Raw genomic sequence first — 23,373 nt, forward strand, 5'->3', positions numbered from 1 at the left:
CACGTCATGCCGGAGCTCATCTTTCCCCTGGACTCGTCACGGCCGTTCGAGGACCAGCAGCTGGTCGGGCACAACCGGTGGCACCCGGAGATCCCCCCGGTGGCCACCGTGCGACCGGGGGACACGTTCCGGGTGCACTGCCGGGAGTGGTTCGACGGCGCGATCGTCAACGACGACTCCGCCGAGGACGTCCTCAACGCGCCGCTGACGACCGTGCACAAGCTCTCCGGCCCGTTCGCGGTGCAGGGCGCCAAGCCGGGCGACCTGCTCGTCGTCGACATCCTCGACGTCGGCCCCATCCCGCAGGAGGACTCCGGCCCACTGGCCGGGCAGGGCTGGGGGTACACCGGCGTCTTCGCGCGGTCCAACGGCGGAGGCTTCCTCACCGACCGGTTCCCGGACGCCTACAAGGCGATCTGGGACTTCCGCGGCCAGACCGCGACCTCCCGGCACGTCCCGGAGGTCTCGTTCACCGGCATCGTCCACCCCGGCCTGATGGGCACCGCGCCCTCCGCGGAGCTCCTGGCCGGGTGGAACGCGCGCGAAGGAGCGCTCATCGCCACCGACCCGGACCGGGTCCCGCCCCTGGCGCTGCCGCCCGAGCCCGAGAACGCCCTGCTCGGCGGGGTTCCCGGCCCCGACGTCGAGCGGGTCGCCGCGGAGGCCGCGCGCACCGCCCCGCCCCGCGAGAACGGCGGCAACCAGGACATCAAGAACCTCACCAAGGGCACCCGCGTCTACTACCCCGTCTTCGTGGACGGCGCGAACTTCTCCGTGGGCGACCTGCACTTCTCCCAGGGCGACGGCGAGATCACGTTCTGCGGCGCCATCGAGATGGGCGGGTTCATCGACTTCCACGTGGACGTCATCAAGGGCGGCATGGAGACCTACGGGGTCACGGAGAACGCGATCTTCCTGCCGGGCAGGACGGACCCGCAGTACAGCGAGTGGATCGCCTTCTCCGGCACCTCGGTGACCCTCGACGGCGAGCAGCGCTACCTCGACTCGCAGCTGTCCTACCAGCGGGCGTGCCTGCACGCCGTCGACTACCTCACGAAGTTCGGGTACTCCCCGGAGCAGGCGTACCTTCTGCTGGGCGCCGCGCCGATCGAGGGCCGCTTCTCGGGGGTGGTGGACATCCCCAACTCCTGCGCCACGGTCTACCTGCCCACCGCGATCTTCGACTTCGACGTCCGGCCGTCCGCGGCCGGACCGCACCAGGTGGATCCGGGCAGGGGGGCGCCGCACGCGGCCGCGTGAGCTCAGGCGGTCCCGAGCGCGAGGTACAGGTCGACCACGGCGGTGGCCACGTCCTGGCCGCACGCCGCGGTGGGGTAGCCGGAGCCCAGCACCGCGATGTGGTGGGCGGTCCCGCCCGTGACCGTCCGCCCCACGCTGTGGGTGTCCCACGCGCCACCGGTGTCCGGCAGCCACCCGTTCTTCACGAGGGAGTCCGCCGTTCCGGCCCCGTCCGCGCGGGCAGCTCCCACGCCCCACGTCTGGGACGGGTGGCTGGGCCGCATCTGCTCCCGCAGCCAGTCGAGGTCCTCCTCGGGCAGCCAGTCCGCCCCGTGGACGACCGTGCCCAGCACGGCCAGCTGGTCGGAGGCGGTGGTCAGGTTGTGACCCCAGCCCCCCGAGGACCGGGTCGAGCCGACGCCCATGAGGTCGTAGGTCTCGTTGAGCTCGCCCTCCATGGCGGAGAGCGTGGGCCCGAGCGCGCCGTAGAGGGCGGTGGTGGACTCGTTGCCGCTCTCGTGCACGCTGTCCCGGATCAGTGCCCGCTGCTGCTCCGTGAGCCGGCCGTCCCGTTCGGCCGCGAGGCGCATGGTGGTGAGGGCCAGCGGGACCTTGGAGAGACTGGCCTCCATGCCGGTCACCTCGGGACGGTGGGCGAAGACCGTGCGGCCGTCCGCGTCCTGCACCACGATCGCGATCTCGGCGCCCACCGCCCCGCTCAGCCCGTCCAGCGCGGTGGTCAGGGAACGCTGGTCCTCCGCCGCCGTGGCCCCGCCCGCGACGGGCAGCGGCCCGGCCGCCGGGCCGCAGGAGGCGGGGACGGCGACCGGCGCGGCGGCCTCGCCGCCCGGGGCGGCGGGGAGCGCCGACGCGGGCGCCGGGAAGGACAGCCCCAGCAGGAGCGCGGCGGTCCCCAGGGTGCGGGCGGTCCTTCGGTGCTGCGGGTGCGGTCGGCTCATGGGTCCCATGCTCCCCCACGGCGGCCGTTCTGCCGATCCGAGCGGGTTCTCCTCACGTAATGAGCCCCCGGTCCGTCCAGGACGTCGGGAGGTGCCCGCCGGAGGGGAGCAGCACGAGCTGGGCCGAGGGCAGCCGCTCGACGAGGCAGCGCGCGTGGGCGGGGGGCACGACGTCGTCGTCCTCGGCGTGGACCACGACGATCTCGAGGTCCGCGAGCGTCCGGCCCACGGTGGAGGGCAGGGCGAAGCCCTGCTCGTCCATGTCCGGGTGCTCCGGGCACCAGCACGGGGCCGCCACGGTGACGACGCGCTGCAGCAGGGTGGGGATCCGGTGGCAGAGGAAGCGCAGGGCCTCGGACCCGCCGAGGGAGTGGCCCACGATCACCCAGGGCTCGTCCGGGATGGCGCGGACGGCCCGGCCGATCGCCTCCTGCCACTGCTCCGGGTCGGGGTCCTCGGGGCTCGGGAGCTCCGGGGCGACGAGGTCGGCGTCGGGCCACTGCCGCCGCACCGCCTCGAGCACCGGGTTGTCACCGGCTCCGGGCTGGGGCCCGGCGCCGTGCAGGAAGAGGATGCGCTGGACCATGGGTCACCTCGGGACGCTGGGAGGTGACGGCGGACGCCGCCTCTCCCAGCGTCCCCGCCGCCGCGGCGGGGTGTCAAGAGCGGCGGGCGGCTCCTGCTCCCACGCGGTCCCGTCCCGGCCCCTCGAGCCGGTCGAGGGCCGCGGTGCGGCCGGTCAGCAGCAGCAGGAGCGCCTCCATGGTGCCCCGGACCTCCGGCCCGCTGCCGGCGCGCCAGTCGATGTCGGTTGCGGTGAGCGTCACCCCGCGCAGTCTCCGGCGCGCCCAGAAGGGGAACGGCATGGACCACACGCGGTCGGCGGCCGTGCGGGCGTCCTCCGGCGGCATGGCGTGGTGCCGCCCCAGGGGCAGGGCGATGTCCTGGGTGTGGACCAGGACGTCCAGCAGCGGCTCGCGGACGGTCGTGCCCGGGGGGTGGCGCCTCGACCCGTCCAGGCGGCGGTAGTCCGCGACGATCTGCTCGACCGGCCGGCGGCCGCGGGCCAGGGCGTCCAGGTACATGGCGCGGTTGTAGTCGCCCCGCCCCCGCCACAGGACCGGGACGAGATCGGCGAGGCCGAACTGGGGTGAGGCGATGACGTGGGCCGCGACGTGCCGGACCGCCCATCCCGGGCACAGCGTGGGGTGGTCCCACTCCTCGGGGCTGAGCGTCTCGAGCAGGTCCGCCAGCGCGGACCGCTCCCGGTGAACAGCGTCCCAGACGGCGGTGCGGTCCATGGTAATCTCCCCCTGGTGGTCAGGTTTGCTGACTAAATCTTCCGGCGGTGGACGCCACGGTGTCAAGGGGTGGGAATGCACGAGGACGCGGGGACGAACACGGGGCTGCTGCTGTACTACCCGTACCGGGACATGGAGATCCGGGTGCTGGAAGCCCTGCACGCCGCCGGCTTCGCGGACCTCTCCTACGCCCAGGCGCGGATCTTCCAGCGGATCGGCCCGGACGGCACCCGCACGGTGCAGCTGGCGGAGCAGGCCCGGGTCACCAAGCAGACGGCCAGCCTGCTCGTGCAGGCCATGGAGGAGGAGGGCTACGTGGAGCGTCGTCCCGACCCCGCGGACGCCCGGGCGCGGCTCGTGACCATCGCCGGGCGCGGCCGGGCCGCCCAGGCGGTGGCGGCCGGTGTGGTCGCGGAGGTGGAGGAGCAGTGGAGGGTCAGGCTCGGGGCGCGGCGCTATGCCGCGCTGCGCCGGGCGCTCGCCGAGCTGCACGAGGAGCCCGGCGACGTCCGCTCCTCGCCGGCCGGCCACGGTCCGCCCGCCTGACCCGGGAGAGCCCGGCCGGCCGCGCGGTGGCGTGCTCCGCCGGGCCCGCGGCGGTCACGGGGGTCCGCCGCGGTCACCCGGTGGCGCGGCGCCGCCGTCAGGACACAATGGGACCATGACCGACGCCGCCGCCGCCCCGGAGGAGTCCCGCACCTGCCGCGCCTACTGGACCGTGGAGCCCGGCCGGGGGGAGCTGCGCACCGCGGAGCTGCCCGGCCCGGGCGCGGAGGACGTCCTGGTGCGGGCGCTGCGCTCGGGGATCAGCCGCGGCACCGAGTCGCTCGTCCACCGCGGCCTCGTCCCGGCGCGCGTGCACGGGCGGATGCGCGCGCCCTTCCAGGAGGGGGACTTCCCGGGCCCGGTGAAGTACGGCTACCTGTCCGTGGGCGTCGTGGAGCAGGGGCCGGAGGAGCTGCTGGGCCGGCGCGTCTTCAGCCTCCACCCGCACCAGGACCGCTACGTGCTCCCGGCCTCCGCCGTGACCCCCGTGCCCGACGACGTCCCCTCCGGGCGCGCGGTGCTCGCCGGCTCGGTGGAGACGGCCGTCAACGCCCTGTGGGAGGCCGCGCCCCGCTTCGGGGACCGCGTGGCCGTGGTCGGGGCCGGGATGATCGGCGCGTGCGCGGCCGCCCTGCTGGCCCGCTTCCCGCTCGCCCGGCTGCAGCTCGTGGACCCCCAGCCGTCCCGCGGGGAGCTGGCCGCACGGCTCGGCGTGGAGCACGCGCTGCCGGAGGACGCCGCGGGGGAGTGCGACGTCGTCCTGCACGCCTCCTCCACCGCCGCCGGCCTGGCGCGGGGTCTCGAGCTGCTCGGCGACGAGGGAGAGCTGATCGAGCTCTCCTGGTACGGCGACGAGGACCCGGCCGTCCCGCTCGGCGCGGACTTCCACGCCCGCCGGCTGCAGCTCCGCGCCAGCCAGGTCGGCGCCGTCGCCCCCGCCCGCCGGGCCCGCCGCACGACCGCCGACCGGCTCGCCACCGCGCTGGACGCCCTGCGGGACCCCCGCTTCGACGCCCTGCTCTCCGGGACCTCCTCCTTCGAGGACCTGCCCGCCACCATGGCGCGGCTCGCCGCAGGAGCCCCGGACGTGCTGTGCCACGTGGTCCACTACGACTGACCGCCCCCCCCGACCCGAGGAGCCCCGTGTTCACCCTGACCGTCCGAGACCACATGATGATCGCCCACAGCCTCCCGGACCCCTTCTTCGGTCCCGCCCAGAACCTGCACGGGGCCACCTACGACGTGGAGACCACCTGGTCCCGGCCGGTCCTCGACGAGCACGGGGTGGTCATGGACATCGGCGTGGCCAACGACCTGCTCGCGGGCGTCCTCGACGGGCTGCGCTACCGCAACCTCGACGAGCACCCGGACTTCGCGGGCCGGCTGTCCACCACGGAGGTCCTCGCCCAGTACGTCGCCGAGCGGCTCGCCGCGGGCGCGGCGTTCGTCGAGGGGCTCGAGCGGCTGACCGTCACCCTCCGGGAGACCCCCGACGCCTGGGCCTCCTACACCCTCGAGCTGCCCGTGCTGAGCGAGCGCGGCGGGCCCGCCCCCGCCCGGTGAGCACCGCGCGCGCGGGCCTCGACGTGGTGGTGCCCGACGACGGCGGGCGGCCCTCCGGCGGCTCGCTCTACGACCGCCGGCTCGTGGCGGCCCTGGGCGCCCTGGGCCGCCCGGCCCGCCTCGTGCCGGTGGCCGGGGACTGGCCCGCCCCGGACGGCGCCGCCCGGGCGGGGCTGCGGCGGGCGCTGGGCGCACCCGCCCCCGGGCGGGCGGTCGTCCTCGACGGCCTCGTGGGATGCGCGGCCCCGGAGACCGTCGACGACGCCGTGCGCTCCGGCGTGCCCGTGCACCTGCTCGTGCACCTGCCCCTGCCCGCCGAGACCGGGCTGGACCCCGCGACCGCCACGGAGCTCGCCCGGCGGGAGACGGCCGCCCTCGCCGCCGCCACCGGCGTGCTGGTGCCCAGCACCTGGGCGGCCCGCGACCTCCGCCGCCGCTACGGCACCACGGACGCCGCCGTGGCCGAGCCGGGCGCCGAGCGCGGGCCGGTGGCCGCGGGGTCCCGCCCGCCGCGGCTGACCTGCCTGGCGTCCCTGACCCCCCGCAAGAACCAGCGCCTCCTGCTGGAGGCCCTCGCGCCGCTGACCGGCCTCGACTGGACCCTCGACCTCGTGGGCCCCGACGGCGACCCCGAGCACGTCGCCGAGCTGCGCGCGGCGGTCCGGGACCTCCCCGAGCCGGGGCGCGTGCACTGCCCCGGTCCCCTCGAGGGCGCCGCGCTGGCCCGGCAGTGGGCGCGCACGGACCTGCTGCTGCTGCCCTCCACGACCGAGACCTACGGCATGGTCGTCTCCGAGGCGCTCGCCCACGGCGTGCCCGCGGTGGTCGCGGCCGGCACCGGTGCCGTCGAGGCCCTCGACGGCACGCCGGGACCCCGGGGTGCGGCCGGTGCCGGCGCTGCTGTCGGCGGCACCCGGCCCGGCGCCGCCCTCGACCCCGCCGGCCCGTCCGCCTGGACCGGGGTGCTGCGCGCCTGGCTGACCGATCCCGCCCTGCGCGCGCAGTGGCGGGCCGCGGCGCTGGCCCGCCGCGAGCATCTGCGCGGCTGGGAGGACACCGCCCGCGACGTCCTCGCGGCGATCGACCCACCCCTCGGCCCGCCTGGCCCCGGCGAGCACGGCGCCGGCCACGACCACGACACCGACCGCACCAGGAGACCGTCATGACGAACCACTCCGCCCCCGACCGGCCCGTCGCCGGTGACTGGCTGGCCCTGCGGGAGCCCGCCGACGCCGCGGCCCGCAAGGACTCCCTGCCGCTGATCGGCCGTCTCGTCCGGCACTGGGAGGAACTCGGGGCCTCAGGTTCCTCGGCCGCCGAGCCCGTCGTGGTCGTGGACCTCGGCGCCGGGACGGGCGCGAACCGGGCCTGGCTCGCCCGGCACCTCCCCGGCCCCCAGCGCTGGATCCTGCTCGACCACGACCGCGAGCTGCTCGACCAGGCCGTGGCCGCGGCCCGGGAGGAGGGGGCCGACGTCGTGCCCGTCCTCGCCGGGGTCGAGGAGCTCGGCAGGGTGCTCGCGGAGCACCCGGCGCCCCGCCGGCTGGTGACGTGCTCGGCGCTGCTCGACCTGCTGACCCGGGAGCAGCTCCGGGAGCTGGCCCGCGTGCTGTCCGAGGAGGCCGTCCCGGCGCTCCTCGCCCTGACCGTCGACGGCGAGGTCCTGATCGACCCGCCCCACCCCCTGGATCCCTCGGTGCTGGGGGCCTTCGAGGACCACCAGCACCGCGGTGAGCTGGCCGGCACCGACGCCGTGCGGCTGGCCGCGGAGGCCCTGCGGGAGCGCGGCATGGTCGTGGACGTGGTGCCCACCCCCTGGTGGATCTCCGACCAGGCGTGGGCCCGGCCCCTCCTGGAGCGGTTCCTCGCCGACCGCGCGGACGCCGCCGTGGAGCACCGCCCGGACCTCACGGCCGAGGCCCACGCCTGGGTGCGGACCCGTCTGGTGGACTGCGCCCGCGGTCGGCTGCGGGCCACGGTGGGGCACGCGGACGTGCTCGGCCTGCCGCCCGTCAGCTGAGGCCGCGGGCGTCCCGTTCCAGCCACAGGACGTCCCGGCCGAAGGAGAGCAGCAGCAGGGCCAGCGCGATGACGGCGGCGGTGACGGCCAGCGGCAGCGGGACCAGGGGGACCAGGGCGCCGAGCAGGACCCCGCCCTGGATCCCCGCGACGACCCGCCGGTACGAGGAGAAGGGCAGCTCGCGGCGCCACGCGGGACGCGCCCGCAGTCCCAGCAGGAAGAGGTAGCGCAGGGCGCCGATCACCACCACCCACCACGCCTCCGGCAGCCCGAGCCGGGCGGCGACGGCCACGGAGAGGAGGAGCAGCAGCACGGCGTCGACCTCCTGGTCGAACCGTGCCCCGGCGCGCGTGGCGCTGCCGGTGCGGCGCGCCACCCACCCGTCGACCCCGTCGAGCAGCCAGGCGGGCAGCGCGACGGCGAACACGGTCCAGCACCAGGCGTCGGCGGGCCGGCCCGCGTCCTGCGCCAGCACGGGGGCCAGCCCCACGGGCAGGAGCGCGGCGGTCAGGGCGACGAGCACGGAGCGGCCCACGGTGACCCGGTCGGCGGGGCCGTAGGGCTCGCCGCGGCGGCGCACGGTGCTGCGCACCACCGCGCCGAGCACGGTGAGCCCCAGCATCCCGGAGGCCACCAGCACGAAGGGCTCCGCGTCCGCCAGGAGGAGGAGCGTCGCGAGCGATCCTCCCAGGGCCGTGAACGCCAGGACACCGTCCCGGCGCGGCGAGGGGCGGGGGCCGGTGGATCGGGCCAGGGGCATGCGGTCGCCTTCCGCGTCGGGGGGTCTTCATCGTGGGCGGGCACGGCCCGCGGCGTCAATCCGGACGACGACGGGCGGTGGCTAGACTGCGCCCATGCCCGCCGAGACCCCGCCCGCCCCCAGCGGGCGGCGGCCCGTTCTGCGCGTGCTGCTCGCGGCCGGGCAGGCGGCGGCCGGACTGGGGCTCCTCGCCGTGCTGTTCCGCGTGCTGGGCACGGACGCGGTGCGCAGCGCCCTCGGGATCCTGACCCCCGCCACGGTGGCGCTCGCCCTGGGCGCCGGGCTCGTGGCCACCACGGCCCAGGCCCAGCGCTGGCGGCTCGTGGCCCGCAGCCGGGGCACGCCGATCGGCTTCGGGGAGTCCCTGGGCGAGTGCTGGGCGTCCGGGCTCGTCAACCTGCTGCTGCCGGGGGGCGTGGCCGGGGACGCGGTGCGGGTGCTGCGCCGCCGCCGGCGGGGCGACAGCTGGCCGGGGGCCGGCGGCTCCGTGCTGGGCGAGCGGCTGGCCGGGACGTCCGTGCTCCTCGCGGCGGGAGTCGTCCCCGCCCTGGCGGTCGGCGGCTGGCTCGCCGCGGCCCTGGGCCTCGGGGCGCTCGCCGTGGGGGCCGTCGCCTGGCGCTCGACGAGCGGCGCCCCGGCGCGGGACCGGGCCGGGGTGTGGGCGCTGTCCGTGCTCGCCTGGACCTGCTACCAGGGCCTGTTCCTGCTGGCCGCCGTGCGCACCGCCCCGCAGGAGACCCTGGGGGACCTGTGGGGGACCACCGTGCTGGGCCTGGCGGGAATGTCCGTGCCCGTCGGGGTGGGCGGCTGGGGCCCGCGCGAGGGGATCACCACCCTGGCCGCGATGGCCCACGGTCTGCCCGCCGGGACCGGCTTCGCGATCTCGATCGGCTACGGGCTGCTCGCCCTGGTCTCCGCCCTGCCGGGGGCCGTGGTCCTGGCGCGCTGGCTCCTGCCCGTCGGTCGCCTCCCGGGCTAGGAACTCCTCGGACCCGGCGGAGGCGACACGGGCGGATCAGCCCGGGGCCGTGCCGGAGGGCCGCCTAGAATCCGACCCATGCACCCCCCCACCGTGCTCCCCGACGCCCGCGCCGGGGACCCCCTTCTCCGGCGCGCCGCAGGGCCGACGATCGCCGGATGGGCCGTCGGCCTCGTGGGGACCGGACTCGTCGTCTGGAGCCCGCACGTCCTGTTCGGCTACCGCAGTCCCTCCGTGCACCTGGTCTTGGACTCGGTCGACGCCTGTGTCGCTCTCCTGGTCGCGTATCTCCTGCACGGGCGGTTCGTGCGTCGACGTCGGTTGCAGGATCTGCTGCTCGCCCAGGGCCTCGTGCTCCTGGTGGTCGCCGGGATCGGCCTGGCCTGGATGGTCGAGGCGGCCGGGCTCGGTCCGGGCGGAACCCTGGACATCTGGTTGCCGCTGGCGCTGCGGCTCTCGGGCGCGGCGCTCATCGCAGCGGCTGCCCTGGTGGGGCCCCGGCGTGACGCGCCCTTCAGCTCCGAGCTGTGGGTGGTGGGCGCGCCCCTGGTGGTCGTCGCCGTGACGTCCTCCGCACTGTGGGCCGTCAGATCGTCCCTCCCCGTGGCCCTCGACCAGCCCGGTGCCCTCGCGACGACCCCGCAGGCGATCCTCACCGGCCACCCCCTGCTGCTGATCGGGCAGGGGGTGGCCGCGCTGTGCTTCTTCGTGGCCTCCGTCGCCTTCACCGTGCAGGCCGTGGAGCACGAGGACCCCCTCCTGCGCTGGCTGGGCCCGGCCTGTGCGCTCGCCGCTTTCGCCCGCGTCAACTACGTCCTGTTCCCCTCCCTGTACACGGACTGGCTCTACGCCGGTGACGTGCTCCGGACCGGTTTCTACCTGTGCCTGCTGGTGGGCGCCGGCCGGGAGATCCAGCAGTACTGGACCGACTCCTCCCGGGCCGCGGTGCTGGAGGACCGGCGGCGGCTCGCCCGCGAGCTGCACGACGGCGTCGTCCAGGAACTGGCGCTCATCCGGATGGAGTGCCACGCCCTGCCGCAGGAGCACCCCTCGCGGAGCCACATCATGGCCGCCTCCGACCGCGCCCTGGACGAGGCGCGCGCCGCCGTCCACGCCCTGGAGCACACGGAGGACGAGGCCCTCGGGTTCACGCTGCACCGGACCGCGAGGGAACTGGCCCAGCGGTACCGGGTGGAGCTCGAGGTGGACGTGGACGACTCCATCGACGCCGACAGCGACCAGCGGCACGCGATCCTGCGCATCACGCGGGAAGCTGTCTCCAACGCGGTGCGCCACGGGCACGCCGGCAGGCTGTGGCTGCGGCTGAGCCGGGACGGCGAACGCCGCCGCCTCACCGTCCAGGACGACGGCGACGGCTTCGACGTCCTCCGCTCGACCGGGGTCCGTGCGGGTTATGGTCTGATCAGCATGCGGGACCGGGCGCGTGGACTGCCCGGTTCCCTCGAGATCGACTCGGAGCTCGGCAGGGGGAGCACGGTGACGCTGACGTGGTAGGGGACGACCGGATGCGCGTGGTCATCGCCGACGACCACGCGCGGATGCGCACGAGGATCCGCGAGGCGCTGGAGGCGGGCGGCTGCGAGGTGTGCGGGGAGGGCGCCAGCGCCGAGGACGCCGTGCGGCTCGTGGCGGAGCACCGGCCCGACGCGGTCCTGCTCGACATCCACATGCCGGGGAGCGGGATCCAGGCCGCCCAGCAGATCACCCGCAGCGCTCCCCGGACCGGCGTCGTGATGCTCACCCAGTCCCGGGAGGACGAGGACCTCTTCGACTCCCTGCGGGCGGGCGCCTCCGGGTACCTGCTCAAGGACGCCGACCCCGCGACCCTGCCCGATGCCCTGCGGGGCGTCCTGGCCGGTGAGGCCGCGATGCCCGCCGCCCTCGTCACGCGCGTGCTCGAGGAGTTCCGCGCGCCGGGCCGGCGGGTCTTCCGGCGGAGGTCCGACGCCGCGGCCAAGCTGAGCCCCCGGGAGTGGGAGGTCATGGAGCTGCTCGCCGAAGGACGGTCGACCGAGCAGGTGGCGGGCAAGCTGTTCGTCTCCCCGACCACGGTGCGGGTCCACGTCTCCACGGTCCTGCGCAAGCTCCGGGTCAAGGACCGCGAGAGCGCCTTCCGGGTGCTCAAGGGCGAATAGGGCCCGCCGCGGGCACCGCGCGGCCTGGTCCTGCCGGCAGCCGCTCCCGCGGCGGACAGCGGCGTTCAGGCATTTGAACGCGACAACGGCTTCGCGTTTACGAACTTGAACGCGGAAACGGGCTCCGAGCAGTTCGACGTGCCGCAGACTTCTCGCGGGGACCCGCTCAGGGGGAGCGGGTCGACGAATCTGGGGGCTCCACCATGTCTTTCGCACGCACTCCTGCTGCACCGTCCGGCACGACCTTCCGCCGGGGTGCCGGACGCGCCGTGGCGGCCCTGGCGATCTCCGCCGTGTTCGGCGGGATCGCCGTGGCCGCGCCGGCGCACGCGGCACCGCCGTCCACGACCGGCGGGGTGTGCAACGGTGTCGTCAACCAGACGGCGCACCGGGGCACCGTGCAGCAGGGCCTGCTGAAGGCGGCCGCGAAGAAGAACGCCGAGCAGATCACCAAGCTGCAGGCCGAGAAGGCCACGCTGGTGAGGACGGCCGAGGAGCTCACGGCCAGGATCATCGCGGAGGAGAAGGGCCTGGCCGAGCTCGAGGCCCAGGCCGCGCAGACCGACCTCGACATCACGGCGGCCGAGGACGAGCAGACCGCGCTGATCGCGAAGCAGGCCGAGACGGTGGAGGCCGTGGCCGCCGCCGAGAAGGCCCTCGACGAGCTGCAGTCGCAGCAGACCTCCCTGCGGGAGCGGCTGGCGCCCCTGGAAGCGGACCTGGACGCCGGGAAGCAGGCGCTCGCCGCCCTGGCGGAGCAGACCGCCGGGGCGACCGCGGACGCCGTGCTGAAGCAGGAGCAGATCGACGCGGCCCGGACCGAGCTGACGACGCTGGAGGCCGCCGCGACCGCGGCGGAGGGTGCCCTCACCGCCAAGAACGAGCAGGTCGACGAGGCCGAGGCCGGGCTCGCCGTCCTGGAGGACACCGCGGCCACGGCCGGGGCCGCCCGCACCGCCGCCGAGTGGGCCGTCGCCGAGGCCGAGGCGGAGCTCCAGCGGCTGCAGGACAGCGGCACTGCCGCCCAGGACGAGCTCGACGCCCAGCAGCGCCTGATCGCCGACGCGCGGGAGACCCTCGCCGCGGCGCAGGACACCGCGAAGGGCGCCGCCGACGCGCTGGCCGCCCAGCAGGCGGAGATCACCCAGGTGCAGGAGACCCTCGCCGCGGCGCAGGACACCGCGCAGCGCGCCGCCGACGCGCTGGCCGTCCAGCAGGCCGAGATCACCGAGGCCGAGGCCGAGCTGGCCGCTCTCGGGACCACGGCGAAGGCCGCCGCGGACGCCGTCGCCGCGAACGAGGCGAAGATCGCCGCGGTGGGAGCCGACACCACCGCGCTCCAGCAGCAGATCGACGAGAAGAGCACGGCCATCACCGCCAAGCAGGCCGAGCTCACGAAGGCCCGGACCGAGCTGACGAAGCTGCAGGAGCGGAGGACGTTCCTGGACCAGGAGATCGCCCGCCTGTCGAACATCAAGGGTGAGGGGCAGACCAAGAAGGAGCGGGAGGCCCTCATCGCCCAGTACCAGGCCGAGGTGAACACCGTCACCGCCCAGATCGACGACAAGAACACGCTGATCTCCGGTCTGCAGGGAGACCTGACCACCCTGCAGAAGCAGGCGGACACCCTGTCCCAGCAGCTGACGGCCAAGCAGCTGGAGAGCGCCGCCCTGCAGCAGCAGGTCGCCCCGCTGCAGGCCTCGTTGACCGCCGCCAACACCGCGGTGGCCACGAAGCAGGCCGAGCTCACCGGGCTGCAGGACGAGCTGCCCGCGCTCAGGTCCGCCGTGACCGACGCGAGCACGGCAGTGACGGCCGGGCAGGCCGAGCTGACCGGGCTGCAGGGTCAGCTGCCGGCGCTGCAGGACGCGGTCACCGCCGCGGCCGACCGCGTCACCGCGCAGGAGCAGGTCGTGGCAGATCTCGGGACCGCCCTGCCGGGCCTCACGGAGGGCGTCGAGGCCGCCCAGCAGGAGATCAGCGACCAGCAGTCGGTGCTGGAGGACCTGCAGGACCAGCTGGCCGAGGCCACGGGAGCGCTCGAGGGCGCGGACGCGGCCGTCACCGCCCAGGAGACGGAGCTTCAGAAGCTCCAGAGTGAGCTGCCCGCGCTGACGGCGGCCGCGGAGGACGCCGCCGAGGCCGTGGCCACGAAGCAGGGCGAGATCGCCACGCTGGCCACGGAGATGGACGCCCTCGTGGCGAAGGTGGCCGGACTGAACACGCAGATCGCGGCGAAGGAGGCCGAGGTCCTGGGTCTGCAGGGTCGCGTGGCTCCGCTCCTGGGTCAGCTTCAGCAGGCGGACGAGGCGGTCAGCGCCGCGGAGAAGCAGCTGACGATGCTGCAGGGCCAGGCCGTGTCGCTGGACAAGCAGGTCACCGCGGCGCAGAAGACGCTCCGTGACCTGCAGGCGCTCAAGAAGCAGAACAAGGACGCGATCGCCGCCCAGACGGCCGTCGTGAACGGTCTGGAGGACCAGCTCGGGAAGGTCCAGAAGCAGATCAGCGCGATCGACGGCACGATCGCGCTCGGCGGCTGCGTCGCCTGACCGCCGGCCGACAGGGGTGCTCGGCGGGTGGGAGCCGGCGGGTCCCGGATCGAACGATCCGGGACCTGCCGCGGCCCCCGAGCAGCGCAGAAGGAGATCCCCCGTGCACGAGGGCACCGAGATCGAGCGCCCGGGCGACGACGTGCGCAGCCCGGGCCGGATCTGCCCCGACTGGTGCGTCGCCCGGCACGGCGCGCAGCTGGGGGAGGAGGACTGGGTCCACGCCGGCGAACCGCTGACCGTCACGGAGGGCGTCACCGCGCAGCTGTGCATGTCCGTCGACCCCGGCAACGGTGAGGAGGACGGGCCCCACATCCTCATCGGCTCGAGCGAGTACACCCCGGCGGCGACCGCCGCGCTGGGACGGTCCCTGATCGCGCTGGCGGACCTTGCGGGATCTCGGCCGCCGCGGTGACCGACCTCCGCGGGCCGGGGCCGGGGTGCTCACGGGCTCATCCGCCGGAGCAGGTCGGCGGCGACGCTGACGGCGATCACCGCCGGGGCCTTGCCCGGGATGCCGGGGAGCCCGATGGGACAGGTGATGCGCTCGAGCGCGCCGTCGGCGTGCCCCTCCTCCCGCAGCCGTCCCCGGAACCGCGACCACTTGGCCCGGGAGCCGATCAGGCCCACGGTCCCGAGGTCGTCCCGGCGCAGGGCCGCGTCGCAGAGGACGAAGTCCTCGGCGTGGTCGTGGCTCATGATCAGCACGTGCGCACCGGCCGGCAACCCGGCCAGCACGTTCTCGGGGACCGGGCTGTGGTGGACGTGGACCTGCGCGGCCCCGTCGGTGACGTCGGCCAGACGATCGGTGTCCAGCTGCCCCTCCCGGCTGTCCACCAGGTGCAGGTGCAGCGGCAGCCGGGACAGCACCCGGCCGAGCTCGTGGCCCACGTGGCCCACGCCGAAAACCGCGACCACCGGCAGGGCGCGCTGGGGCTCGAGCAGGACGCTGACCACGCCCCCGCAGCACTGCCGCCCGTGCGCCACGGCGGCGTGCTCGTTGAGCGCGAAGGTCAGGGTCTCCGGCGTGCTCGCCCCGGTCGCCAGCATCGTCCGTGCCCGCTCGATCACGCTGGCCTCCAGGTTGCCGCCGCCCACGGTGTCCCAGGTGGCGGTCCCGGACACGACCATCTTGGCCCCGGCCTCCCGGGGGGCGTGCCCGCGCACCTCCGTGACGGTCACGAGCACCCCCGGTTCGCCCTGCGCGCGCAGGTGCTGCAGCGCGTCCAGCCAGTCCACGTCAGCGCGCCGCCGGGGCGGCCGGCGCGGCGGCGTCCTCCGTGCGCAGGGCGCGCCGGGCCTCCTGGACGGCCCAGAACACGGCCTCCGGAGTGGCGGGGCTCGCGAGCGAGGTGCTCCGCCCGCCGGGCCCGAACGCGGCCGCGGCCTCCCGCAGCGCCTCGCGCACGCTGAAGGCCAGCATGAGGGGCGGCTCCCCCACGGCCTTGGAGCCGTACACGACGCCGCTCTCGGTGGCCTCCTCGAAGAGGTGCACGTTGAACTCCTCGGGCATCTCCGAGAAGCTCGGCAGCTTGTAGGTGCTGGCGGACTGGGTGGCCAGCCGGCCCCGGTGCGGACCGTCGGAGACGTCCCAGCGCAGCTCCTCGAGGGTGAGCCAGCCGGCCCCTTGCACGAAGCCGCCCTCGATCTGGCCGACGTCGATCAGGGGGGAGAGGCTGTCGCCCACGTCGTGGACGATGTCGGTGCGCAGCAGCCGGTAGGCGCCGGTGAACCCGTCGACCTCCACCTCGGAGGCGGAGGCGCCGTAGGAGAAGTACTTGAACGGCTCGCCCTGCATCCGGGCGGCGTCCCAGTGCAGCCCCTCGGTGCGGTAGTACCCGGCCGCCCACAGCGAGACCCGCTGGAAGTAGGCGTCGTGCGCGAGCTCGGCGAAGGACATCACCTGGTCGGAGAAGCCGATCCCGGTCACTGTGCCGTCGACGAAGCGCACGTCGTCGGGATGGATGTCGAACTTGCGGGCGGCGACCTCGGCCAGCCGGTCGCGGATCTGCTCGCAGGCGTTCTTCACGGCCCCGCCGTTGAGATCCGCCCCGGAGCTGGCGGCCGTCGCGGAGGTGTTGGGCACCTTGTCCGTGCGGGTGGGCGCCAGCCGGACGATCTCCAGCGGCACGCCCAGCGCCGTGGCCGCGACCTGGCGCATCTTGGTGTGCAGGCCCTGCCCCATCTCGGTGCCCCCGTGGTTGATGAGCACGGACCCGTCCTTGTAGACGTGCACGAGCGCACCGGCCTGGTTGAAGGCCGTGAGGTTGAACGAGATGCCGAACTTCACCGGCGTGACGGCCAGCGCTCTCCGGGTGTCGGGGTGCGTCGCGTTGAACGCCGCGATCTCCTCGCGGCGGCGCTCGACGTCGGCCCGGTCGAGCAGCTGCGTCCAGATGGTGCGCAGCCGCTCGGCGTGCCGGACCGGCTGGCCGTAGGGGGTGGACTGGCCGGGGACGTAGAGGTTGCGGTGGCGCAGCTCCGTGGGATCCAGGCCGAGCAGCGGGGCGCACCGGCCCATAACCTCCTCGATCACCAGCATGCCCTGGGGTCCGCCGAAGCCGCGGAACGCGGTCTGGGAGGTCTTGTTCGTCTTCGCGATGCGGCCGTGGACCTGCACGTGGGGGATCCAGTAGGCGTTGTCGATGTGGCACAGCGTCCGCTGCATCACGGGCTCGGAGAGATCCAGGCTCCACCCGCCGTCGCTGGTGACGGTGGCCTCCAGGGCCTGCAGGCGGCCGCTCTCGTCGAAGCCGGCCTCCCAGCGGGCGTGGTACGGGTGGCGCTTGCCGGACAGGGTGATGTCCTGGGTGCGGTTGAGCCGCAGCCGCACCGGCCGTCCGGTCAGCACCGACCCGAGGGCGGCGACGGCGGCGTAGCCGTGCGGCTGCATCTCCTTGCCGCCGAATCCCCCGCCCATGCGCAGGCACTGCACGGTGACCTCGTGGCTGTGCAGGCCCAGGACGTGGGCGACGATCTCCTGGGTCTCCGTGGGGTGCTGGGTGCTGCAGTGCACCAGGACCTGCCCGGCCTCGTCGACGTAGGCCAAGGACGCGTGGGTCTCCAGGTAGAAGTGCTCCTGGCCGCCGAACCCGAACTCCCCGCCGAAGCGGTGGGCGGAGGCGGCCAGCGCGGTGCCGGTGTCCCCGCGGCTGACGGTGGGCTGACCGCCCTGGAAGCTCCCGGCCTCGACGGCCTCCGCCACGGTGATCAGTGACGGCAGCGGTTCGTAGTCGACCTCGACGGCCTCGGCCCCCAGCCGGGCGGCCTCCTGGGTCTCGCCCAGCACCCAGCACACGGCGTGCCCGTGGAACATGACCTCGGCGGGGAACAGCGGCTCGTCGTGCTTGGTGCCGGAGTCGTTGACGCCGGGCACGTCCGCGGCGGTCAGGACCCGGACCACGCCGGGGACCTCCAGGGCCGGGGCCGTGCGCACGTCCTGCACGAGGGCGTGGGCGTGGGGTGCCTGCACCGGCCAGGCGTGCAGCACGTCCTGGTGGCGCACGATCAGATCGTCGGTGTACAGGGCCGTGCCGGTGACGTGCAGGGCGGCGCTCTCGTGCGCGACGGACAGGCCCACCACGGGGTCGACGGGTCGGTCGGCGAGGGACTTCATCGGGACACCTCCAGATCGGCGGTGGGCGCGTTCTGCGCCCAGAACTTGAGCAGGGCCTGCTCGAGCATGGCCGAGCGGTAGCGTGCGCTGGCCCGGTGGTCGTCGATCGGCGTGCCCTCCCCGGCCAGCGCGGCCGCCGCGGCGACGACCGTGTCGCGGTGCCACGGCGCGCCGCTCAGGATGCGCTCCGCGCCGTGCGCTCGGATCGGGGTGGCCGCCACCCCGCCCAGACCGATCCGCACGGACGAGACCGTTCCGTCGTCCACCTGCACGGCGATGCCGACGGCCACGCTGGAGATGTCGTCGAAGCGCCGCTTGGCGATCTTGTGGAACGCGGTGTGCCGGGCGAGAGGCAACGGGATCCGCACGGCGCGGATGATCTCCCCGGGGCGGCGGACGCTGCGCCGGTACCCCGTGAAGTACTCGTCCAGGGGCACCTCGCGCTCGCCCCCGGCGGAGGCCAGCACCACGGAGGCGCCCAGGGCCAGCAGCGCCGGGGCGGAGTCGCCGATGGGCGAGCCCGTGCCGAGGTTGCCGCCGAACGTCGCGGCGTTGCGGATCAGGCGCGAGGCGAACTGCGGGAAGAGCTGGTCGAGCAGGGGCACCCGTCCGGCGAGTCCGCGCTCGACCTCGGACAGGCTCAGGGCCGCTCCGATCTCGATCCCGTCCTGCCGCACCTCGAGGGTGCGCAGCTGGTCGAGCCCGTCCACGGCGAGGGTCAGCCGCGGACGGGCGTGGTGGATGTTGACCCCCACGCCCGCGTCCGTCGAACCGGCGACCAGCAGCGCCTCCGGCGCGCCCTCCAGGTGCTCGAAGAGCTCCGCCAGGGAGCCGGGACGGACGAACCGTGCGCCGCCGGCCTCCACCTGGGTGGGCGCGGCGGGCGGCGCGGGCCGTTCCTGGCGCTGGAGCAGGGGGTCGGCGTCGGCCGGCGCCCCCAGCGCGTAGGCGGCGTCGCGGATGGGCCGGTAGCCGGTGCAGCGGCAGAGGTTGCCGCTCAGGGCGTGCAGGTCGAATCCGTTGGGCCCGCACTCGTGGCCGGCCGCGTGCTCCTCGCCGGTGACCTCGGTGCCGGTCTGCACCTCGTCCTCCGGGCCGGAGGCCTCGCGCTCGGGACGGTAGTACTCGGCGGCCATGGAGCAGACGAACCCCGGCGTGCAGTAGCCGCACTGCGAGCCTCCCCGGACCGCCATCTCCTGCTGGACGGGGTGCAGCGCCGCCGGCGCGCAGGCCCCGGGGGCGGTCCCCAGACCCTCGGCGGTGACGACCTCCTGGCCGTCGAAGGCGACGGCTGCGGGCAGGCACGCGTTGACCGCGGTCCACCGGCTGCGGCCTTCCCCGTCCGGCCGGGCGACGAGCACCGCGCAGGCACCGCACTCGCCCTCGGCGCAGCCCTCCTTGGCCCCGGTCAGTCCTTCACCGCGCAACCAGTCCAGCAGCCGGGTGTGCGGGCCGGCCCCGTCACAGCTGCGGGCCCGACCGTTGACCGTCACTCGGATGTCACTCATGCCTTGTGCTCCTCGGTGCGTGCCACTGGCCGCGACGTGGAGTCAGGTGGTTCCCGAGGGGGACCGGGAGCTCTCTGGCGGCGGACCAGCGCGATTCGTCGTTGCTCGCCCGGTAGATAGTCCGCTTCAGGACCCGCCGTAGGCTGAGTCACACCATAACCACGCCGTGGGGTGGCCGCAAGAGGTGGTGCGCCGACTCCGGCTCCCGCGTGGATCTGGAGGAATTCTTCCGCAATGGGTTGTACCTCACGTCGGACTGCTCTACGTCTGGCTCAGCCAATGGCGGGTCCCGGTCGAGCGGGACCATCTACCGGGCGGGAGGTCCCCGCCGTCAACCGCGTGACGGCGGACAACGACCCCACGGCGCACGCGGAGGTCATGACGATCCGCAGCGCCTGTCGCGAGCTGGAGACCTTCGACCTCAGCGGGGCCGTGCTCTGCACCAGCTGCGAGCCGTGCCCGCTGTGCCTGTCGGCCTCGCTGTGGGCCCGGCTGGACGCGGTGTGCTTCGCCGCCGACCGGCACGACGCGGCGGCCGGCGGATTCGACGACGCCGAGTTCTACGAGTTCTTCGCCCGGAGCGCGGAGCAGCGGGACCGAGGTCGACTCGAAGCGCGTGGCCGACGGCCTGCGGGCGGACGTGCTCTCCTCCGCGGGGCGCCGGTGCTCGACCCGTTCACCCAGACGGCCTTCGCCGCCAACGTGGGCCTCGTCGCGGCGACGGGCGTCCGCAGCCGGTTCGTGGTCACCGCCGCCGGGGCCGAGGTCGTGGCTGTCCCGGGCGCCACTTCGACGACGTCCGGAAGCTGATCGACTCCGGGGAGATCACGCACACGGGCTCGATCCTGCAGGTGATCGGTGATCGGTGACCAGGGCAGGGCCTGAGCCACCCCTGGGAGGGGCGAACCCGGCGGCCGGGGCCTCGCGCCCCGTGCCGCTGCCTTGGGCAGGACACCTCTGCCAGGGCGCCCGGACCTCTCCGGCGTCCCTGGGTCAGTGGCGTGGCGCCGGGGGCTCACCGGGGGAACGCGGGCGGGCCGCCAGGAGCCGGCCCACGGGGCGGCAGGACAGCAGGAGGAGGATTCCCAGGGCGGCGAGGCTGCCGGCGAGTGCGGAGGAGTCGTGCCACCCTCCGGAGAGGGCGAGGAAGCCGGGCAGGCCGGTCGTCAACAGAGCGTTGCCGATGGCCAGGACGCCCACCGCAGGCGCCAGGTCCGCGCGGTCCCGGGCCATGAGCACGAAGAAGGCGCCCCAGAGGGCGGACCACATCAACCACTGCACGGCGAGGACCCGCCCGCCCAGGACGACCCAGGAATGCGCCGCGAAGCCTGCCCCGCTGACGGCCACGACCAGGGAGAACCAGCCCAGCCCGTGGTCGGGCCAGCGGGTGACCAGGTTGACGCCCAGCCAGAGGTAGGTGAAGCCGAAGAAGTACAGCCCGGCGGCCGCGGCGATCCGGGCGCTATCGCCTTCGGCGGAGACGATGAGCCAGGTGGGGGTCATCACCTGCAGTGCTCCCACGAAGAAGTTCAGCGGAGCGGCGGCGGTGCCGCTGATGTGGCCCAGCAGCATCATCCCGTTGATGAACAGAACCGCGCCGACGTAGAGCAGGCCGACCGCGGTCATGGTCGACGGCTCCCGTGAGCGTTACGGTCCCAGGGCCAGGAGGCGGCCATGGTTGTTCCTCGACCTTTCTCCGCCACCGCTCGTCGCCTCGGGCAGTGGCGGGGCCTCGCTCCGGTGCGCCAGGCGGAGTCTGGCGCACCGGGGCATGACCGGGAGGCATCTCACGAGAGGAGGCCTCGCGGGGGCCAGTTCTTGACGGTCTTGGTCCGGGGCGGGGCGTAGGTGCGGATCTTGGACGTGGACAGGTTCAACCGGACCAGGGACTCGGCGATCGTCACGGCTGCGGTGACGCCGTCGACCACGGGAGCGCCGGTGAGCTCCGAGACCTTGCTCTTCAGCCCGGCCATGCCACCGCAGCCCAGACAGATGACTTCCGCGTGGTCGTCCTCGACGGCGCGCATCGACTGGTCCAGGATGGCCTGGACCGCCGCGTCGGGGTCCGACTCCAGCTCCAGGACGGACATGCCGCTGGCCCGCACGGAGGCGCAGCGGTCGGAGAGCCCAGCAAGTTTCAGGCGATCCTCGATGAGCGGGACCGTGCGGTCCAAGGTGGTCACCACCGAGTACTTGTGCCCGAGGTACATGGCGGTGCTGGCGGCGGCCTCGGTGATGTCGACCACCGGCACGTCCAGGAGCTCCTGGAGGCCCTCCCGGCCGTGCTCGCCGTAGCCGGCCTGAATGACGGCGTCGAAGGGGTCGGGATAGGCCTTGACGGTCTCCATCACGGCGATGGCGGCCAGATAGCTCTCGTAGTTGCCCTCGACGGACTCGGCCCCGAACTGCGGGGTCAGGGGCACGATCTCCGTCCCCGGGGCGGCGACGGCCGCTGCTTCGCGGCCGATGGATGCGGTCATGGACTCGGTGGTGTTGACGTTGAGCACGAGGATGCGCATGCGGATGGCCTTTCGGTCGGAGGTCCCGGGCGTGTGGTGGTCGCCGGGGCGGTCAGTGCTTCGGGGCCACGGCGATCTCCTCGCCGTCGACGGCGTGGAACGTGGCGTGGCGGTCGCTGATCAGCAGGTAGATCACGGCGGCCAGGATCGCGCCGACGAACCAGGAGAACCCGGCGACGAAGGTGAAGGCGGGAACGAGTGCGAGGATCAGGGCGACGATCGCGGCCGGTGTGCCCGCGACGATGGCCTTGCGGTTGACGCCGCGGGTGTAGGCGTACTCCCCGTCCGGGGCCTCGGAGTACAGGTCCGGGATGTTGACCTTGCCCTTCCGCACCAGCCAGTAGTCGGCCATGATCACGCCGAACAGCGGCCCCAGCAGCGCCCCCAGTCCGCCGAGGAAGTACACGATGACCACGGGGGAGTTGTACAGGTTCCACGGCAGGATGAGCAGGCCGATCACCGCGGAGACGATGGCGGCCCGGCGGAAGTTCAAGGCGCGCGGGAAGAGGTTGGCCAAGGTGTAGATGGGGGCGACGAAGTTGGCCATGAGGTTCACGGCGATCGTCAGGATGATCAGGGCGAGGCAGGCCAGCACCAGCAGGAAGGTGTTCGGGATGGCGTTGACGACGTCGGTGGGGCCCTCGATGATCGTTCCGTCGATCTGGTACTGAGCGCCCGCGAGGACGATGACGATGGCGGCGAAGAACATCATGTTGATGGGGATGCCGAAGAAGTTGCCGCGCACCACCGAGCGCTCCGAGGGGGCGCCGCGGGTGAAGTCGCAGAAGTTCAGGACGAAGGTGCCGTAGATGACCACCCACAGGGCGGCGGACTGGAAGATGCGCACCCACATCTCGACGCCGGTCAGGGAGTCGGCCGTGGACCAGGCAATGGACCCTCCGGCCTCCACGAACATCCAGATCGCCAGCGCGAGCAGGGTGGTCAGGATGATCGGGCCGGCGAAGGCCTCGTACTTGCGGATCATCTCCATGCCGAAGCTGACGATGACGACCTGCACGATCCACAGCGCGACGAAGGCGATCCAGCCCAGCGTCGAGAGGCCGAGGAACGAGTTGGTGTCGAGCGGTGCCAGGGACGGCGCCAGTGCCAGGATCAGCACCCGGAGCACCAACGAGGCCAGATAGGTCTGGATGCCGAACCAGGCGATGGCCACGCCGCCGCGGACGATGGCGGGGATCTGCGCGCCCTTGACGCCGAAGGCGATGCGGCTCATGACCGGGAACGGCACCCCCGTGCGCTCTCCCATGAACCCGGAGAGGTTCAGGAGCAGGAAGAGCAGGGCGGCACCGAGGACGAAGGCCAGCATGATCTGCCACCCGCCCAGCCCCAGGGCGAACAGTCCGATGGCGAACGCGTAGTTGCCCAGGGAGTGCACGTCGTTGGCCCACAGCGTGAAGATGCTGTAGGCGTGCCAGGTCCGGCCCTTCTTCGTGGTGGGTGCCAGGTCCTCGTTGTAGAGCCGGGGGCTGACGCCCGTGGGGATGGGGCCGGTGGTACCCGGCACGTGGACGGCAGCTTCCACAGCCGGGTCCCCGGTGCCCCAGGGCTCCGAGGTGATCAGGTGCGGGTGCCCGTGCTCGGCGTGCGGGCCGGGAGCGTGCTGTGGGGACATGATTCGGATCTCCCTGCGGCGATGA

General features: G+C 74.1%; 21 protein-coding genes and 1 pseudogene. 12 read left to right on the forward strand and 10 right to left on the reverse strand.

Translation table 11 applies throughout. The features are described 5' to 3' along the window. The first annotated feature begins 6 nt into the window (after positions 1 to 6). A complete protein-coding gene (gene fmdA / locus ACFYE3_RS17305) occupies positions 7 to 1,260 on the forward strand; it encodes a formamidase (protein WP_387611176.1) in 1,254 nt (417 codons plus the stop codon). A 2-nt stretch (positions 1,261 to 1,262) separates the two neighbouring features. Here fmdA and ACFYE3_RS17310 read toward each other — a convergent pair whose 3' ends face one another. The 3 genes from ACFYE3_RS17310 to ACFYE3_RS17320 all read right to left on the reverse strand — a co-directional run bounded on the left by ACFYE3_RS17310 (position 1,263) and on the right by ACFYE3_RS17320 (position 3,499). Beyond that, complete coding sequence (locus tag ACFYE3_RS17310; RefSeq protein ID WP_387611178.1) at positions 1,263 to 2,198, reverse strand: hypothetical protein; 936 nt, start codon at positions 2,196 to 2,198, stop codon at positions 1,263 to 1,265. Between the two features lie 52 nt (positions 2,199 to 2,250). Then, on the reverse strand, positions 2,251 to 2,784 hold the full coding sequence (locus tag ACFYE3_RS17315) for an alpha/beta fold hydrolase (RefSeq protein ID WP_387611180.1): 534 nt from the start codon (positions 2,782 to 2,784) through the stop codon (positions 2,251 to 2,253). A gap of 73 nt (positions 2,785 to 2,857) precedes the next feature. After that, positions 2,858 to 3,499: a maleylpyruvate isomerase family mycothiol-dependent enzyme gene (locus ACFYE3_RS17320; RefSeq protein ID WP_387611183.1), complete on the reverse strand. Its 642-nt coding sequence runs from the start codon at positions 3,497 to 3,499 to the stop codon at positions 2,858 to 2,860. Positions 3,500 to 3,574: 75 nt separating this feature from the next. On the opposite strand from ACFYE3_RS17320, the gene ACFYE3_RS17325 reads away from it, so the two are divergent. The 5 genes from ACFYE3_RS17325 to ACFYE3_RS17345 all read left to right on the forward strand — a co-directional run bounded on the left by ACFYE3_RS17325 (position 3,575) and on the right by ACFYE3_RS17345 (position 7,628). Next, complete coding sequence (locus ACFYE3_RS17325) at positions 3,575 to 4,045, forward strand: MarR family winged helix-turn-helix transcriptional regulator (protein ID WP_387611186.1); 471 nt, start codon at positions 3,575 to 3,577, stop codon at positions 4,043 to 4,045. Between the two features lie 115 nt (positions 4,046 to 4,160). Continuing rightward, positions 4,161 to 5,162, forward strand: coding sequence for a zinc-dependent alcohol dehydrogenase (locus tag ACFYE3_RS17330; RefSeq protein WP_387611189.1), 1,002 nt, complete (start codon positions 4,161 to 4,163; stop codon positions 5,160 to 5,162). Between the two features lie 26 nt (positions 5,163 to 5,188). Next, positions 5,189 to 5,608 (forward strand): 6-pyruvoyl trahydropterin synthase family protein, encoded by a 420-nt coding sequence (locus ACFYE3_RS17335; RefSeq protein ID WP_368822913.1) that lies wholly within the window; start codon positions 5,189 to 5,191, stop codon positions 5,606 to 5,608. Further along, a complete protein-coding gene (locus tag ACFYE3_RS17340) occupies positions 5,605 to 6,774 on the forward strand; it encodes a glycosyltransferase family 4 protein (RefSeq protein WP_387611192.1) in 1,170 nt (389 codons plus the stop codon). The genes ACFYE3_RS17335 and ACFYE3_RS17340 overlap by 4 nt, the downstream gene beginning before the upstream one ends. Beyond that, on the forward strand, positions 6,771 to 7,628 hold the full coding sequence (locus ACFYE3_RS17345; RefSeq protein WP_387611194.1) for a class I SAM-dependent methyltransferase: 858 nt from the start codon (positions 6,771 to 6,773) through the stop codon (positions 7,626 to 7,628). Before ACFYE3_RS17340 ends, ACFYE3_RS17345 begins: the two co-directional genes overlap by 4 nt. On the opposite strand, the gene ACFYE3_RS17350 is transcribed toward ACFYE3_RS17345, so the two are convergent. Continuing rightward, the gene (locus ACFYE3_RS17350; RefSeq protein ID WP_387611197.1) at positions 7,621 to 8,388 is read right to left on the reverse strand and encodes a CDP-alcohol phosphatidyltransferase family protein; all 768 of its coding nucleotides are present in this window, start codon (positions 8,386 to 8,388) and stop codon (positions 7,621 to 7,623) included. The two genes, ACFYE3_RS17345 and ACFYE3_RS17350, sit on opposite strands and share 8 nt — an antisense overlap. Positions 8,389 to 8,482: 94 nt before the next feature. Here ACFYE3_RS17350 and ACFYE3_RS17355 point away from each other — a divergent pair, with 94 nt between their 5' ends. The 5 genes from ACFYE3_RS17355 (at position 8,483) to ACFYE3_RS17375 (ending at position 14,487) form a co-directional block, all read left to right on the forward strand. Next, the gene (locus ACFYE3_RS17355) at positions 8,483 to 9,367 is read left to right on the forward strand and encodes a lysylphosphatidylglycerol synthase domain-containing protein (protein ID WP_387611199.1); all 885 of its coding nucleotides are present in this window, start codon (positions 8,483 to 8,485) and stop codon (positions 9,365 to 9,367) included. Between the two features lie 78 nt (positions 9,368 to 9,445). Then, positions 9,446 to 10,882 (forward strand): sensor histidine kinase, encoded by a 1,437-nt coding sequence (locus ACFYE3_RS17360; protein ID WP_387611202.1) that lies wholly within the window; start codon positions 9,446 to 9,448, stop codon positions 10,880 to 10,882. After that, positions 10,876 to 11,523: a response regulator gene (locus ACFYE3_RS17365; RefSeq protein WP_387806167.1), complete on the forward strand. Its 648-nt coding sequence runs from the start codon at positions 10,876 to 10,878 to the stop codon at positions 11,521 to 11,523. The genes ACFYE3_RS17360 and ACFYE3_RS17365 overlap by 7 nt, the downstream gene beginning before the upstream one ends. A gap of 203 nt (positions 11,524 to 11,726) precedes the next feature. After that, positions 11,727 to 14,072 carry a chromosome segregation ATPase gene (locus ACFYE3_RS17370; RefSeq protein ID WP_387611208.1) on the forward strand — a complete coding sequence of 782 codons (2,346 nt, stop codon included), beginning with the start codon at positions 11,727 to 11,729 and terminating at the stop codon, positions 14,070 to 14,072. A gap of 103 nt (positions 14,073 to 14,175) precedes the next feature. Continuing rightward, complete coding sequence (locus ACFYE3_RS17375; RefSeq protein WP_387611211.1) at positions 14,176 to 14,487, forward strand: DUF6907 domain-containing protein; 312 nt, start codon at positions 14,176 to 14,178, stop codon at positions 14,485 to 14,487. A 29-nt stretch (positions 14,488 to 14,516) separates the two neighbouring features. Here ACFYE3_RS17375 and xdhC read toward each other — a convergent pair whose 3' ends face one another. From xdhC to ACFYE3_RS17390, 3 genes are read right to left on the reverse strand one after another with little or no spacing between them, the layout of a single operon-like run. Continuing rightward, complete coding sequence (gene xdhC / locus ACFYE3_RS17380) at positions 14,517 to 15,311, reverse strand: xanthine dehydrogenase accessory protein XdhC (protein ID WP_387611214.1); 795 nt, start codon at positions 15,309 to 15,311, stop codon at positions 14,517 to 14,519. Position 15,312: 1 nt separating this feature from the next. Further along, entirely contained in the window at positions 15,313 to 17,688 is a 2,376-nt protein-coding gene (xdhB, locus tag ACFYE3_RS17385; protein ID WP_387611217.1) for a xanthine dehydrogenase molybdopterin binding subunit, read from the reverse strand. After that, positions 17,685 to 19,196, reverse strand: coding sequence for a xanthine dehydrogenase small subunit (locus tag ACFYE3_RS17390; RefSeq protein ID WP_387611220.1), 1,512 nt, complete (start codon positions 19,194 to 19,196; stop codon positions 17,685 to 17,687). The genes xdhB and ACFYE3_RS17390 overlap by 4 nt, the downstream gene beginning before the upstream one ends. Positions 19,197 to 19,430: 234 nt before the next feature. On the opposite strand from ACFYE3_RS17390, the pseudogene ACFYE3_RS17395 reads away from it, so the two are divergent. Further along, positions 19,431 to 19,769, forward strand: a pseudogene (locus ACFYE3_RS17395) (nucleoside deaminase); the annotation flags it as partial. Positions 19,770 to 20,189: 420 nt separating this feature from the next. Here the strand turns inward: ACFYE3_RS17395 and ACFYE3_RS17400 are convergent. From ACFYE3_RS17400 to ACFYE3_RS17410, 3 genes are all read right to left on the reverse strand, one after another. After that, entirely contained in the window at positions 20,190 to 20,822 is a 633-nt protein-coding gene (locus ACFYE3_RS17400; RefSeq protein WP_387611222.1) for an AmiS/UreI family transporter, read from the reverse strand. A 161-nt stretch (positions 20,823 to 20,983) separates the two neighbouring features. Beyond that, on the reverse strand, positions 20,984 to 21,715 hold the full coding sequence (locus ACFYE3_RS17405) for an aspartate/glutamate racemase family protein (protein ID WP_387611224.1): 732 nt from the start codon (positions 21,713 to 21,715) through the stop codon (positions 20,984 to 20,986). Positions 21,716 to 21,767: 52 nt separating this feature from the next. Further along, the gene (locus ACFYE3_RS17410; protein ID WP_387611226.1) at positions 21,768 to 23,348 is read right to left on the reverse strand and encodes an NCS1 family nucleobase:cation symporter-1; all 1,581 of its coding nucleotides are present in this window, start codon (positions 23,346 to 23,348) and stop codon (positions 21,768 to 21,770) included. Positions 23,349 to 23,373: the final 25 nt, after the last annotated feature.

The sequence above is a fragment of the Kocuria arenosa genome (genome assembly GCF_042879215.1).
Classification (GTDB): Bacteria; Actinomycetota; Actinomycetes; order Actinomycetales; family Micrococcaceae; genus Kocuria; species Kocuria arenosa.